Annotated in this window: 15 protein-coding genes; 8 read left to right on the top strand and 7 right to left on the bottom strand. The window is 31.9% G+C overall.

Translation table 11 applies throughout. From position 1 onward, the window contains the following. Positions 1-240: 240 nt before the first annotated feature. Together UIB65_RS04160 and UIB65_RS04155 are read left to right on the top strand one after the other, a co-directional pair. Positions 241-1011, top strand: coding sequence for an SDR family oxidoreductase (locus UIB65_RS04160; protein WP_330039860.1), 771 nt, complete (start codon positions 241-243; stop codon positions 1009-1011). Between the two features lie 142 nt (positions 1012-1153). Then, positions 1154-2002: a HEAT repeat domain-containing protein gene (locus tag UIB65_RS04155; RefSeq protein WP_330039859.1), complete on the top strand. Its 849-nt coding sequence runs from the start codon at positions 1154-1156 to the stop codon at positions 2000-2002. Here the strand turns inward: UIB65_RS04155 and UIB65_RS04150 are convergent, their stop codons facing one another. Both UIB65_RS04150 and UIB65_RS04145 read right to left on the bottom strand, forming a co-directional pair. Next, positions 2003-2830, bottom strand: a complete 828-nt coding sequence (locus tag UIB65_RS04150; RefSeq protein ID WP_330039858.1) for a carbon-nitrogen hydrolase family protein — start codon at positions 2828-2830, stop codon at positions 2003-2005. Positions 2831-2875: 45 nt separating this feature from the next. Continuing rightward, positions 2876-3580, bottom strand: a complete 705-nt coding sequence (locus UIB65_RS04145) for a zinc ribbon domain-containing protein (RefSeq protein WP_330039857.1) — start codon at positions 3578-3580, stop codon at positions 2876-2878. Positions 3581-3662: 82 nt separating this feature from the next. Between UIB65_RS04145 and UIB65_RS04140 the strand changes: the two genes are divergently transcribed. Next, positions 3663-4142, top strand: coding sequence for a hypothetical protein (locus UIB65_RS04140; protein WP_330039856.1), 480 nt, complete (start codon positions 3663-3665; stop codon positions 4140-4142). Here the strand turns inward: UIB65_RS04140 and nucS are convergent. Then, positions 4139-4921: an endonuclease NucS gene (gene nucS, locus UIB65_RS04135; protein ID WP_330039855.1), complete on the bottom strand. Its 783-nt coding sequence runs from the start codon at positions 4919-4921 to the stop codon at positions 4139-4141. The two genes, UIB65_RS04140 and nucS, sit on opposite strands and share 4 nt — an antisense overlap. A 115-nt stretch (positions 4922-5036) precedes the next feature. Here nucS and UIB65_RS04130 point away from each other — a divergent pair, with 115 nt between their 5' ends. The 3 genes from UIB65_RS04130 to UIB65_RS04120 all read left to right on the top strand — a co-directional run bounded on the left by UIB65_RS04130 (position 5037) and on the right by UIB65_RS04120 (position 7315). Next, positions 5037-5978 (top strand): alpha/beta fold hydrolase, encoded by a 942-nt coding sequence (locus UIB65_RS04130; protein ID WP_330039854.1) that lies wholly within the window; start codon positions 5037-5039, stop codon positions 5976-5978. Further along, positions 5978-6253 carry a DUF5750 family protein gene (locus UIB65_RS04125; protein WP_330039853.1) on the top strand — a complete coding sequence of 92 codons (276 nt, stop codon included), beginning with the start codon at positions 5978-5980 and terminating at the stop codon, positions 6251-6253. The genes UIB65_RS04130 and UIB65_RS04125 overlap by 1 nt, the downstream gene beginning before the upstream one ends. Positions 6254-6346: 93 nt before the next feature. Continuing rightward, positions 6347-7315 carry a hypothetical protein gene (locus UIB65_RS04120; protein WP_330039852.1) on the top strand — a complete coding sequence of 323 codons (969 nt, stop codon included), beginning with the start codon at positions 6347-6349 and terminating at the stop codon, positions 7313-7315. Positions 7316-7380: 65 nt separating this feature from the next. Here UIB65_RS04120 and nadA read toward each other — a convergent pair whose 3' ends face one another. Genes nadA through rnz form a run of 3 tightly spaced genes read right to left on the bottom strand, consistent with a single transcriptional unit; the run spans position 7381 to position 9986 of the window. Next, positions 7381-8298 (bottom strand): quinolinate synthase NadA, encoded by a 918-nt coding sequence (gene nadA, locus UIB65_RS04115; RefSeq protein WP_330039851.1) that lies wholly within the window; start codon positions 8296-8298, stop codon positions 7381-7383. Further along, positions 8291-9079: a mechanosensitive ion channel domain-containing protein gene (locus UIB65_RS04110; RefSeq protein WP_330039850.1), complete on the bottom strand. Its 789-nt coding sequence runs from the start codon at positions 9077-9079 to the stop codon at positions 8291-8293. The genes nadA and UIB65_RS04110 overlap by 8 nt, the downstream gene beginning before the upstream one ends. A 4-nt stretch (positions 9080-9083) precedes the next feature. Beyond that, complete coding sequence (rnz, locus tag UIB65_RS04105; protein ID WP_330039849.1) at positions 9084-9986, bottom strand: ribonuclease Z; 903 nt, start codon at positions 9984-9986, stop codon at positions 9084-9086. 70 nt (positions 9987-10056) lie between these two features. Between rnz and nadC the strand changes: the two genes are divergently transcribed. Then, positions 10057-10878 (top strand): carboxylating nicotinate-nucleotide diphosphorylase, encoded by an 822-nt coding sequence (gene nadC, locus UIB65_RS04100; RefSeq protein ID WP_330039848.1) that lies wholly within the window; start codon positions 10057-10059, stop codon positions 10876-10878. On the opposite strand, the gene UIB65_RS04095 is transcribed toward nadC, so the two are convergent. Continuing rightward, on the bottom strand, positions 10879-12396 hold the full coding sequence (locus UIB65_RS04095; RefSeq protein WP_330039847.1) for a DEAD/DEAH box helicase: 1518 nt from the start codon (positions 12394-12396) through the stop codon (positions 10879-10881). 233 nt (positions 12397-12629) lie between these two features. Between UIB65_RS04095 and carA the strand changes: the two genes are divergently transcribed. Beyond that, entirely contained in the window at positions 12630-13712 is a 1083-nt protein-coding gene (gene carA, locus UIB65_RS04090) for a glutamine-hydrolyzing carbamoyl-phosphate synthase small subunit (protein ID WP_330039846.1), read from the top strand. Positions 13713-13719: the final 7 nt, after the last annotated feature.

Below are 13719 nucleotides of genomic sequence, written 5' to 3'. Positions count from 1 at the left end.
TATAATTTTTAATTTATATTAATATTTATTGGTGATTTTTGTAATGATTGGATTTATATGTTTTTAATATGAACTTCTAATGGGGAAATACTTAATCAATCAATTACAAATGCATATAATTTTTACATAATCCTAATTATTATTCATTGATTTAATGAATTTTTGCAAAATAAATATTTTTAAATAGTCAAAAATATTATATAGTTAATTATAGGCATTATGCCTAATGTGGTATAAAAAATGAATGATTTATTTAATTTATCTGGTCAAGTGGCTGTAGTAAGTGGAGCTTCCTCTGGTATCGGAGTTGACATGGCAAAAGCATATGCAAGATATGGTGCTAACATTGTAGTTACCGGAAGAAGAAAAGAAAGATTAGACCAAGTAGTAGAAGAAATTAAAGAAATCGGAGTAGACTGCATTGGTGTGGCCTGTGATGTAACAGATACCGAAAGTGTGGAAAACTGTGTAAAAGAAATCATGGACCACTTTGGAAGAATTGATATTCTCCATAATAATGCAGGATATGGTGCAACCAAAGAAGCTGAATTATTAACTGATGAAGAATGGAACATGACTGTTGATGTAGACCTTACAGGTACCTTCAAAATGTCAAGAGCAGTTGCACGTGAAGCAATGATTCCTCAAAAATACGGAAGAATCATTAACACTGCATCCATGTTTGGTTTAGTAGGAACCATGGCAACACCAACATCTCCATATGCAGCAGCAAAAGGTGGAGTAGTAAACCTTACAAGACAATTAGCAGCAGAATGGGCAAAATACAACATTACTGTAAATGCAATCTGTCCAGGTACTTTCCCAACAGAACTCACTCGTTCAACAATTGACAATGATGAATACAAAGCATACACAAAAACAGTTGTGCCTGTTGGAAGATCTGGTGTCGATGGAGAATTGGATTCAACAGTTGTATATCTCGCATCTCCTAAATCCAGTTATGTAACTGGTCAAGCTATTGCTGTTGATGGTGGATATACCTGTATTTAAATTGAAAATTTTTATTTTCAATTTTATTTTTCTTTTTTTTTTTAACACTGCGAGTTTAGTTTCTTTTTTTGTATCATATTTTTTTTACAAGTCTGATATTTGATTCAAAAATTTATATATTCCTAAAATCTAATTTATTATCATGTCAAATTTTAATTTTGAAGAAGCTATTAACAATTTATCAAATGATGATGTTAAAGTTAGAAAAGAAGCAATAGAATCATTGGTTGGAACAACTGATGAAAAAGCTATTGAACCTTTAATTAAAGCAACTACTGATGATAATGCTCAGGTAAGATTTAAAGCTGCTGAAATATTAGGAAATATGGGGGATGTAGCTGTTGATAAGTTAATTAATGAATTTAATAATGCTGAAGGTAAAGATAAACGTTTCCTTGCTTTTGCACTTAAAGAAACTGAAGACAAAAAAGTCATTCCTTACTTTGTTGAAGCTTTGGATGATGAGGACTTCGGTGTTAGAAAAGTTGCAGTACGTGCTTTAGGTGAACTTCAGGCGGATGATGAGCTAGATAATATTGCTAAATGTCTTGATGATGAAGACTGGGGTGTTAAATTAGCTGCCATTCAGGCATTAGGTGATTTGGCAACTGATGAAGCAATTAAATTAATTAAGGATGCAAGAAAAACCGAAGACGATAAGGACTTCAAGAAATCTTGTAACAAGGCAATTAAAAAAGCACAAAAAAGGCAAAAGGCTAAAAACTCAGGAGAAGCTATTGTAAAAGTTATTCCAATGAGCACTATTAAGGAAATGGAAAAAACTAATGTTCAAAAAGCTATTAAAGAATATGAACGTTATGTTGAAGCAAAACAAGCAAAAGATGCTCCATATAAAAGATTATGTGTATTATACAGAAAGGCAAATGACTATGACAATGAAGTAAGGGTCATTGAAACAGCCTGTGAAGTATTTGCAGATAATGACAAAAAATTGGCGTACTTTGAAAAAAGATTAGCTAAATTAAAATAATTATTTTTCAATAATCTCGTAAAGATCTTCTCTTTTATTTTTTAAAAGTGGAAGTTCTTCTCTAATTTTTTTTATTTCACTCAAATCAATCTCAGTTATTACTAACTCTTCTTTTGTATCGGTTTCAGTCACTATTTCTCCCCATGGGTTGGTTATGATTGAATGGCCGAAACTGTGGTAACTTGCATTTTCATTCAATGCTGGTGCTACACCTACACAAAAGACCTGATTGTCAAGTGCCCTTGAGCGAAATAACAGTTCCCAGTGAGCAGGTCCTGTAGTCATATTAAATGCTCCTGGGTAAAACAGTATCAATGCATTTTTTTGAGCCATTAATCTGGCTAATTCTGGAAAACGGATATCATAACAAATTCCGATACCTATTTTTCCAAATTCGGTATCTGCAATTGTCACATTATCTCCGGCAGTCAGCACGTCAGATTCCATAAATTTTATTTTCCCTTTAACGTCAATGTCAAAAAGATGCATTTTCCGGTGTTTGGCGATTATTTCACCATTTCGATTAAATAGATAACTGGTATTGTATAAATTTGCATTTTCTTTTTCGGGAATTGACCCTGCAAGGATATATACATTATTCTCATGAGCTAATTGCGATATTTTTGAGATAGTTCTGCTTGTTTTTTCTTCCTCACAATATTCAATGAATTTGTCATTGGAATACGGACAGTTAAACATTTCTGGCAGTACTATAAAATCAGTTTCTTGTTTAACACTTTCCTTTATCATTGAAGTCGCTTTTTTTAGATTTTCTTCTTTATTGTCAACAACATTCATTTGACAAAGAGCAAGCTTAATTTTAGTCATGTTTACACATTAAAAATAAAAATAGAAGTATGAAATTAATCATACTTATGCAATATCTGCAGTATTTATCATTTCGGTAATATCCGGTGATGTGACTGAGTTAATTGAATCACCGCTAATTTTAAATACATATAGATTCTTGTCACTGAATAATGAAACAAATCTGGTATAATTTCCATCGGCATTTTCTAAAATGATATTTGATGCATTTCTACCGTCTAAAGTAATTGTTTCAACAAGTTCTACAAATGAATTATTGTTTTGAGCATAATTAATTCTATCTCGAGTTATCTCTTTTAAGGATGTAGAATCCATTGTGCTGTTATAATATTCAATAATTGTATTTTCTCCGTTTTTGAAGAATTTGGCATTTGGGTGTTCGCTATCAGTGCGGTTAATTACTTCCCAATTTCCAGGATATTTGAATGCAAATGCTCCTTCGCTAACTTTAACCAATTCACCACTTGTGGTGGTTGATTTATTGTTATTATTAGACCCGGTTAATACGATTCCACAAATTACAATTAAAGTTATTAATAGTATAGCACCAATAACTAATTTCTTTTCTTTTAATATGTTAATTGTACTTTCATCTGATGTTGAAGGTTTCTTTGATGTTTCTGGTGGTTTTTCAAAGATACTTTCTTCTTTTTGAACAGCAACTTTTTGTTTTGGGAATTTATACCCGCAATTTCCACAAACAGGAGCTCCATCATAACTTGGATTTCCACATTCTGGACATTTTTTCACAGTTCAACCTCCATTGAAATTTACATTATATTTAATAATAATGTTTTTATTTTATAAAAAGATATTTATAAATGTGATAAAAATGTCTGACGATGAAATTATTAATATTGATGATATGAATTATGCAGTTTATAAAATTGGCAGCTGGAAAAACAATTATGAAATAAATCAGATTGGTATTTCTAGGGAAATTCCAGTTACAAAACACACTTTAAACCATGTTAAACTGTCTATGGATGAGATAAGGAGTTCTGAATTTGAAATTTCAGATAAATCAGTTAATGGTTTTGTCGCTATTGCCTTGCAATTAAATCCGAAAGTCCAAGAAATGGATTTGGATGATGTAATTGAACTTGAAGAAAAAGAATTTAATGATATTCTTGAAGAATTGGATGATTTGGACTTATTAAGTGATGATGATACTCTTCCACTGGAAACTGAAGATTATCTTATTTATAAATTGGAAAAGGATTGTCATGTTACCAATTCAATCCCTGCAAATAAATTTACTAAAAAATTTTATCTTGATGAGATGAGAAGAATAGAGGATGCATTGAGTTAAAATGCATCTAATGTGACTTTTTTGTCTCGCTTTAATTCCCTAGGAGGTTCAACGGATACAAATTCAATGCCTTCCTCTTCCAGCAATTCTTGTGCATCATCCATAAGTGATGGAGCTACAAGCAATCCTCTTATTTTTTTCTTTTCTGCTTTGCATTCTTTTAGATAATCATTTTCAGTATTTTCCAAATCTTGAAGATATCTTCTAAGTTGTTTTACAGCACTAACTCCGGCCTTACGGGCTTTTAATTCCAAAACCATTAAATTATTGTCTTTATCTTTTCCTAAAATGTCAATAAATCCATGTTCAACACTGTACTCTCGTGTAGTTGGATTAAAACCTTCTTCAATCATATGTGGTTTTTCCATAATCATGTCACTCATATCCTTTTCATATCCTGCCTGTTCAAGCTCTTCAAAGTCTTCCATATTGGCATAATTGATGAATTGGATTTTTCTTATCTCTACAGTCAATAATTCCTTTGGAGTTCTTCTATGACTTTCCAGGAAAAGATTGTCGTTTTTGACATAACTTCTTGTTTTCGATTTCGGAGGCTGCCAATTAACCGGTTCAACTTTTTTCTCCTGGTGTATTAGAAATGCGCCGTCAGGCTTTATCATAATGATACGTTCTCCCCAGTTAAGCTCGCTTAATGCTCTTCCTTCATAATTAACTTTACAACATGCAAATATCACTATTGTTGCCCTTTTGCGTAAGGCTTCCTGAACCAAATCGTATGCATCTTCACAATTGGGCTTTTCTAAAATTCTGTATTTCATTACAATAACATTGTTTAGATTAATTTAAATAATTTGTTTTTTCATATATTATTTAAAGGAGGGGATTTAAATATTTGATGAGGAATTTTTTGAAAATAAAAAAGAAGAATTTATAATGGATTCTTTTAAATTTCAAAATGGCGAAGTTCTTAAAGACGTTAAAGTTGAATATATGACTTATGGAACTCCAAAATATGATGAAAACGGATTGATTAATAATGCAATAATTTATTGCAGCGGCTCTTTAGGTAGTTTTGAAGGCATTAACAAAATTTTACCATTAACTTTTCAAGATTGCCCTTTTGATGAAGATAAATATTTTTTTATTAGTTTGACTGCTTTGGGCTCTTCCGGCTCATGTTCTCCATCACAAACTGGCTTAAAGAATAAATTCCCGAAATATACGATGGTCGATGTGGTTAATTTTCAAAAACAGTTTTTGACTGAAAAATTTAATATTGCTCATGTTTTGGGCTTGATTGGAAATTCAATGGGCGGTTTTGTAGGTTTGACCCAAGCTATTGAATATCCTAACTTCCAGGACTTTATAATCTGTGGGGTTAGTAGCTATAAGGTTGCAGGTCATGATTACATTCTTTCAAGATTTGTGGATGAAATTATCGAATCAGATCCAGATTATGCAAAAGGAGAATTAACATATTCATTAATCAGAACTTTAAGGATAGCTTGCCTTGCGGAATTTAACTTTGGACTTTCTAAAGAGGCATTGAGAGCAAAAACAAATGATGAATTGAGTTTGGAATTTGAAGAATTTGGAAATGAAATGATTGAAACTGATATTTATGACTTGAAATATTGCAATGCTGCCAGTATGAACTTTAATGTGGAATATGATTTGAATAAAATCAAATCTAAAGTTTTAATCATCTCTTGCAAGCAAGACCCTCATTTCCCACCCGAACTTGATGGAATTCCAATGTCTGAAATGATTGAAAATTCTCAATTGATTGTAATGGATTCGGAATTGGGACATTTATGTTTCAATGAACTTGAAAACATATCTTATGAATTAAAAGAATTTATGAGTGATTTTTGATGATAGTTAAAATCTCTGACTATGGAAAAATAGGTGATAAAAATTTCATTGTGTATTTAGTCAATGATTTAACTTCAAATCAAATGAATTTTTTAAATGAGAATTTGGAAGAGGAAACTGAAATTGATGAAAACACATTAAAATTAAAAATGTATTTTGATGATAAATTATATCCTTTTCAAAGTGATGTTGCCAAATTTAGACTAGGAGATTTTATAGCGCGTGAAGAAATAGAGATGACTTTTTTCTTATCAGGCTTTTTAGAAGACATGTAAATAAATAATATTTTTTACATTTTAAATATTTTTACTTATTTAATCATTAACTTTTATATAATTTACATCAAATAATATAAAATGTGAGTTAAAATGAATTTTGATGTGGAATATTCAAATTATGTTATGGAATCTTTCGAGTTCGAATCCGGGAGGATTTTGAACAATGTTGATGTAGAATACTGGGTTAATGGAACGCCGAAATATGATAACGAAGGCAATATTATTAATGCTGTTGTTTATTGTCCAACTCTTAAAGGAAGAAATTCTATTTTTGCTAAATCTCATGATATGATTCATGAGGCATCTATCACTGACTTTTTTTTCATTAAAATAACTGCTCTTGGAGCTCCTAATTCTTGTTCCCCTTCATCATCAGGTTTGAAATATGATTTTCCACATTATACTGTAAAAGACAGAGTCAATTTCAAAAGACAATTTTTAGAAGAAAAATTCAATATTAAGAAAGTTGCAGGGATTATTGGCGAGGGTGTGGGTGGATTTGAAGTCTATACCTGGGCAAGTGAATATCCAAATGACGTTGAGTTTATCATTACTTTGAATACTACTTTTAAAACATATGGGTATCGTTATGTCATGCTTAATGTTGCAGATGCAATAATTGATTCTTCTGATGATTTTTATGTTGATGGATATTCTGTTTCAATATCTAAATTGATTGTAGTAATCTCCAGGTTATTGTTTGTAGGTTATTTTCCAAAAAATGTTTTTGAAGAGTTATCCAATGAAGAAATCGATGTTTTGATGGGAGATTATGTTGATGAAAATTTATTTATGGATATCTATGATTTCAAATCACGTAATGACTGTCTTTTGGAATATGATGTTTCAGATAAGTTAGAAAATATCGAAGCCAAAGCATTAATTATGGGCTTATCAGACTATTTCTTCTTCAATGATGAAAAAGATGTTTTACCATTAAAAAATTTAATAAAAAATTCAAAAATAGCTTTGTTCAGTGAAAAAGAAAGTTTTTATGATGAAGATGATTATAAGGATATTGGTTTGGAGATTATTTCTTTTTTGAAACAATTCAAATAATTCAATAACCTCTTCAAATTCATTATTTTAATTAAAAAATAAAAGGTGAAAGCTAGTTTAACTAGCTATTTTGATGCATTGAGCATATGTTCAACAGCTTTTCTTGACTTGTCTGCAATATCTTTGCGCAATACAACTTCCGGTTCTTCAGTAACAAGTGCATTAAGAATCTTTTCCAATGAATGCAATTTCATTGTTTCACATATTGCACCTTCAAGAAGAGGATATAATTTTTTTCCAGGAACTTCAGAGTTTATTCTTGTAATCATGTCAATTTCAGTTCCAATAACAAATTCCTCTTTATCACTTCCGGCAATGTATCTTAACATTCCTCCGGTTGACATTACTTTATCGCATGCGTTTTGAACTTTTATGTCACATTCTGGGTGACAGATAATTTCTGCATTTGGATATTGTTCTCTTTTAAGTTCAACATCTTCAATGTGGAATAGTCTGTGAACGTAACAGTGACCATCTTTAGGAACGGGAATAATTTCTTTATCTAATTTTGCTGCAACATGGGTTCCCAAGTTCTTGTCGGGTCCAAATAATATTTTATCATGAGGTAAACTTTCAGCAACTTTAACTGCATTTGCTGAAGTGCATAATGTATCTGCATGCTGTTTTGCTTCTGCGATACTGTTTACATAAAGAATAACTCCAGCATCGGGATGTTCTTCTTTGGCTTTCAGTAGTTCTTCTTCGGGCAACATGTGTGCCATTGGACATTCCGCTTCAAGAGTTGGAATCACAATTTTTTTATCTGGATTCAGAATATATGCAGTTTCTGCCATGAAATCCACACCACAGAATACTACCAAATCTTTATCATCAATTTCGGATGCTTTTATACATAACTCTAAAGAATCTCCAAGAAAATCGGCAATTTCTTGGACCTCTTTAGGTTGGTAATTGTGCGCCAGTATTATGGCATTCTTTTCTTCTTTCAACTTCAAAATTTCTTCCTGTATTGAACTACTCATTTTTTTCACCCATCATATTTATATATTTTCTAATCTCGTTAGCGATTACTAATTTATATTTATCTTTATTAGCTATTATTAATTTATGGCTGTCTTCCGTATCAAAATCTTTTACCCAAAAAGATACTTTGACTTTGATTTGCTTAAAACTGGTTTCCCTTACAAAAACATTTGGTCTGGGAGAATCAGCTATTTCATCATAAGTAACAATTTTTTCAGTAATATAATCTCTAAATTCCTCAACATCAATATCCAAAGGCAATCCTACAATAAGATCAACCCGACGTTGTTCATTGGATTTAAATTCAAAATATGGATTATTTGTTAATGTGGAGTTTGGAACATGGTTCACTATACCCAAGTCATCAATGATGGTTGTTGTCCTAAGGGAAACACGTTCGATAGTTCCTTTCTCACCATTAATTTCAACAGTATCTCCGACTTTAATGCTTTTGCCAAGTATTAATAGGATTCCTGAAAATAAATTGGAAATAATGTCTTTGGCCGCAAAACTCACTGCAATACCCACAATACCTAAACTCAATAACGTTCCTGCAAGGTTTACTCCAAATAACTGTAAAATATACATTAATGCAATAAAATATAGGGAGTAAATTATAATGTCTTTCATCAGCAATACTGCGGTAATATTGCGACTAAGATTTTCCCTTTTTTTCATTAAATATTCAATGAGTTTTGTTAGGATTGTGGTTGAAACAATAATGATTATTATGTAAACTAGAGTTTGCAAATTCTGATCAAATGTTGTTAATAAATCCATAGTATCATTTAACTTCAATTTCCATTAAATCGTAAGCGATTTTAGTATTTTCAAAAATTTCTTGTGCTTCATTCAATATAATTTTAGAAAATTCTCCATTATAACGTGTACTGATGTGGGTTAATATTAATTCCTTGCAATTTGATTGCTTTGCAACGTATGCTGCATCAGCTGCTGTTGAATGTCCATGTTCTTCTGCATTTTCTTCATCTTGCCTTGTAAACGTTGATTCGTGGATTAGAACTGTACTGTCTTTTGCGAAATCAATCATTTCTTCACAAGGTCTGGTGTCTCCTGAATATGTGAGTTTGATTCCTTGTCTAGGTTCTCCAAGAACTTGTTCTGGTTTTATGATTTTTCCATCAACTTCAACTTCTTCTCCGTTGTGTAATTTGCCGAAAAGAGGCCCTACAGGAACTCCCAATTCAATGGCCTTTTCTCGCAAAAATCTTGGTTTTTTCTTTTCTTCAATTGAATATGCAAGTGCTGGAACATTATGTCGGACGTATTGGCATTTGATAATGTATTCCTCTGTTTCTTTAATTATTCCAGGTTCTATTTCAACGAATTCGAGAGGGTATTCATATTTGCAATAACCGAAGTTTAATATTGCATCTCTGACTTTATGTAATCCTTTAGGACCATATATTGTTAGTTTTTCTCCCCTACCATGCAGTCCTAAAGATTGTATGAGTCCCGGAAGGCCTAGAATATGGTCTCCATGAAAATGTGTGATAAATATGTTTGATATTTTCATAGGGCTTACTTTTGTGTGAAGCATTTGTCTTTGAGTTCCTTCTCCACAATCAAATAACATCACTTTTCCGAATGCCTTGACAGCAACTGAAACTTGATTTCTCTCTTTCGAATGAACTGCTGAGGAAGTTCCTAAAAATATTATATCCATCTATAATCACTTATATTATATTATAGAATAAATATATATTTTAATTAATTATTAAAGTTTAGGTGATTTTTTGGATAAAATTATAGAATACATGTTGGCCGAAGATGAAGGATTTGGCGATATTACTTCAAATGCTGTTGTTGAAAAAGGAAAAGAGATAACTGCTAAAATAATTTCTAAAGATGAGGGTATTCTGGCAGGAATGGACGTAATTCGTGAAGTATTTGAAGAATATGGCATTAAAGTCAACTTTTGGTTAAATGATGGCTCTGAGATATCTAAAAATGATTTGTTAATGTCAGTTTCTGGTGATGCAAGGACAATTTTGCTTTTGGAGAGGACTGTTTTAAATTTATCCATGAGAATGAGTGGTGTAGCAACCGCAGCTAATCATTATGCTGATTTAGTCAAGGATTATGAGGTTAAAGTTGCTGGAACACGCAAAACTTCACCTGCAATCGCCAAATTTGATAAATACGCTTTAAGTGTAGGTGGGGCAGATACTCACCGTTTCAGCCTGGATGATATGGTGTTGATTAAGGACAACCACATTGCAGCCTGTGGAACTCCGCTTGAAGCATTGATGAAGGCAAAAGCAAATGTCAGCTTTTCTAAAAAGATAGAAATTGAAGTGGAAACTCTTGATGATGCGGTTGAATGCGTTAAAAATGGTGCCGATATTGTAATGCTTGATAACATGTCTCCTAGTGAGGTCAGCGAAGTCATTGACAAGTTAAATGAACTGAATATTCGCCAATTTTCATTGATTGAAGTGTCTGGTGGTATAACGGAGGATACTATTGTGGACTATGCTAAATTGGGTGTAGACATCATTTCAATCGGTGCTTTGACACATTCCTCAAGAAGCCTTAACTTTAGCATGAAATTCTGATTATACTCTTAATTTCAATACTTCTTTCAGCTCTTCATTGGTCATCTCGGTAAGGAATGTTTCATCATTGCTGATTGATTTGGCAGCCAAATCGGTTTTATGTTTGCTTATTGCGTCGATGGTTTCTTCTAATGTTCCTTTTGTGATGAATCTGTAAACCATCACATCATTTTCCTGACCGATTCTGTGGACTCTGTCTGTTGCCTGGTTTTCCACTGCAGGATTCCACCATAAGTCATAGTGGATCACATTTTGGGCTGCAGTTAGATTTAACCCGGTTCCTCCTGTCTTAAGTGTTGCAACAAAAATCTTATAGCTTTCATCCTCTTGAAATGTATCTATAATTCTTGATTTTTCTTCTCTTGTTTGTGAACCGTGTAAAAAGAGCACTTCCTGCTTAAACTTTTTAGAAATTAATTGCTGTATTAATTTGCCCATTTCTACATACTGTGTGAATATTATGACTTTTTCATCATTGTCCAGTATGTTTTCCAAAATGTTCACTAAAAGTTCCATTTTTCCGGATTCACTTATTTTTGGTTTTTTGATGGATAAAAATTGTGCAGGGTGATTGCATGTTTGTTTTAGTGCGGTTAATATCTTAAGAATAATTCCTTTTCTTTGAATTCCTTTTGAATTTTCAATATCAAAAAATATCTCTTCCAGAATGGCATTGTATAATTTTATTTGTTTTTTGGTTAAAGTGCAGTAAATGTCATTTATGAATTTTTCAGGCAATTCTTTTTTAATATCTTTATCAGTCTTCAAACGTCTTAAGACAAAGGGTTTGGCTATTGTCTTCAGTTCATGCAATGTTTCCTCATCTTCCAATTTTTCTATTGGCATTACAAATTGCCTTTTAAAATCATCTTTCGTTGACAGATATCCCTTATTTGCAAAATCAAATATTGACCAGTAATCCATTAATTTGTTTTCAATAGGAGTCCCTGTTAGGGCAACTTTTGACCTGGCGTTAACGCTTTTAATGGCTTTTGTCTGTTCTGTATTTGGATTTTTAATATTTTGGGCTTCATCAATAACGCATATGAACCATTTTTCATCTAAAAACATGTCTAAATCAAGTCTTACAACCCCATAAGAAGTAAGAATGATGTCATAGCTTTCTAAAGGGTAACTTCTATTTGACCCGTGATAAATAAAATATGTTAAATCAGGCGTAAATTTCTTAATTTCGTTTTCCCAATTTGATATTAATGTTGGTGGAACAATGATTAATACGGTTTTGTCTTCTAGGAGATCCTTTTCCTTGTAATAAAGAATTGCGGTTAATACCTGTATTGTTTTCCCAAGACCCATATCATCGGCCAATATGCTTCCGAATCCGTATCTGATATTTTGAACTAACCAGGAATACCCGATTTTTTGATATGGCCTTAGCTCTCCGGTTAGGGAGTCGGGAACATTGTATAGTTTAGTTCTTTTAATCAACTTTTTAAATTTTTCAAAATCTTTAGCATTCAGATGTTTTTTAACAAGGTCTTGAGTTTCAAAATCCATTTTTCACGCTCGTTGATTTAATCATTACTATATTGTATAATTTAAATTAAAATATTATTTGGTCGATAAATTTAAAAATAATTTTTTAGTTTCATTTTTCTCTTCGAATTTTTTCTATTTTGATTTTTTTCTTTAAAAAATTCTTTTTTCATATGTAAAAACAAAGTTTAATAATATAGTAAAATAAATATATAAAAATAGAGAATTATATTTTTTTTTATAATGGTGATTTAATGGTAAAAATAGCTAAATTGGCTTTGGAAGATGGAACTATTTTAAAAGGTGAAGCGTTCGGTTATGAAACCACTAAATTGGGAGAACTTGTTTTTTCTACTGGTATGGGTGGTTATACAGAATCTTTAACTGATCCGTCTTTTAAAGGAGAAATTTTGATGTCCACTTATCCTTTAGAAGGAAATCATGGGGTAAGTGAAGATTGGTATCAGTCTGATAAAATTCAGGTTGAAGGATTTGTATGTCGTGAAGTTTGTCGCGAAGTATCCAACTTCGGACCTCAAAAAACTTTGGATGATTTCTTAAAAGAGTTTGAAACTCCAGGAATCAGCGGAATTGACACTCGTGATTTAACCCTTAAAATCAGGGAAAGAGGTTCACTTAAAGCAGCAATAACAACTGAAGATATTGAGGACGATAAACTACTTGAAATGGCAAAATCACAACCAAGTATTGAAGAAAGAGATGTTGTTCCTTTAGTTTCAACAAAAGAGATTAAATTATTTAATGAGGGTGCAGACAAAAAGGTTGCTTTGATTGACTGCGGTGTTAAAAAGAATATTATTAACTCATTTTTAGAAAGGGATATTGGTGTAGTATTATTCCCTTACGATACTGATTATAAAACTGTTTTGGATTACTCTCCAAGTGGTTTGATGATTACATCAGGTCCTGGAAATCCTGATAGGGTATCCGAAACAATTGCAACAATGAAAAAATTATCCAACAGATTGCCAATCTTTGGAATTTGTATGGGTCAACAATTGATTGCTAAGTCTTTCGGTGCAAGATCATACAAAATGAAATTTGGGCACCGTGGAGAAAACCAGCCTGTAAAAGATTTAAGCACTGGAAAAGTCTTTATCACATCTCAAAATCATGGATTTACAATTGATAAAGAATCTTTAAAAGAAACAGACTTAGAATTAGCTCAAATAAACTTAAATGATGGGACTCCTGAAGGTATTTCCCACAAAGAACTACCTCTTAAATGTATTCAGTACCACCCTGAAGCAGGCCCTGGTCCAAATGATACAAGAAATATTTTTGATGAGTTCAGTCAAATGATGGATGATTATTAAACTATGA

Source organism: Methanobrevibacter sp. (assembly GCF_036307625.1).
Taxonomy (GTDB): Archaea; Methanobacteriota; Methanobacteria; order Methanobacteriales; family Methanobacteriaceae; genus Methanocatella.
This window is presented reverse-complemented; position numbering and strand designations above follow the sequence as displayed.

Bases quoted from the DNA above. Each gene is read 5' to 3' on its own strand.
- UIB65_RS04130 (WP_330039854.1), top strand. From the start codon at position 5,037: ATGGATTCTTTTAAATTTCAAAATGGCGAAGTTCTTAAAGACGTTAAA.
- nadA (WP_330039851.1), bottom strand. From the start codon at position 8,298: ATGAGTAGTTCAATACAGGAAGAAATTTTGAAGTTGAAAGAAGAAAAG.
- nucS (WP_330039855.1), bottom strand. From the start codon at position 4,921: ATGAAATACAGAATTTTAGAAAAGCCCAATTGTGAAGATGCATACGAT.
- UIB65_RS04140 (WP_330039856.1), top strand. From the start codon at position 3,663: ATGTCTGACGATGAAATTATTAATATTGATGATATGAATTATGCAGTT.
- UIB65_RS04110 (WP_330039850.1), bottom strand. From the start codon at position 9,079: ATGGATTTATTAACAACATTTGATCAGAATTTGCAAACTCTAGTTTAC.
- UIB65_RS04160 (WP_330039860.1), top strand. From the start codon at position 241: ATGAATGATTTATTTAATTTATCTGGTCAAGTGGCTGTAGTAAGTGGA.
- carA (WP_330039846.1), top strand. From the start codon at position 12,630: ATGGTAAAAATAGCTAAATTGGCTTTGGAAGATGGAACTATTTTAAAA.
- UIB65_RS04125 (WP_330039853.1), top strand. From the start codon at position 5,978: ATGATAGTTAAAATCTCTGACTATGGAAAAATAGGTGATAAAAATTTC.
- UIB65_RS04155 (WP_330039859.1), top strand. From the start codon at position 1,154: ATGTCAAATTTTAATTTTGAAGAAGCTATTAACAATTTATCAAATGAT.
- UIB65_RS04095 (WP_330039847.1), bottom strand. From the start codon at position 12,396: ATGGATTTTGAAACTCAAGACCTTGTTAAAAAACATCTGAATGCTAAA.
- rnz (WP_330039849.1), bottom strand. From the start codon at position 9,986: ATGGATATAATATTTTTAGGAACTTCCTCAGCAGTTCATTCGAAAGAG.
- UIB65_RS04150 (WP_330039858.1), bottom strand. From the start codon at position 2,830: ATGACTAAAATTAAGCTTGCTCTTTGTCAAATGAATGTTGTTGACAAT.
- UIB65_RS04120 (WP_330039852.1), top strand. From the start codon at position 6,347: ATGAATTTTGATGTGGAATATTCAAATTATGTTATGGAATCTTTCGAG.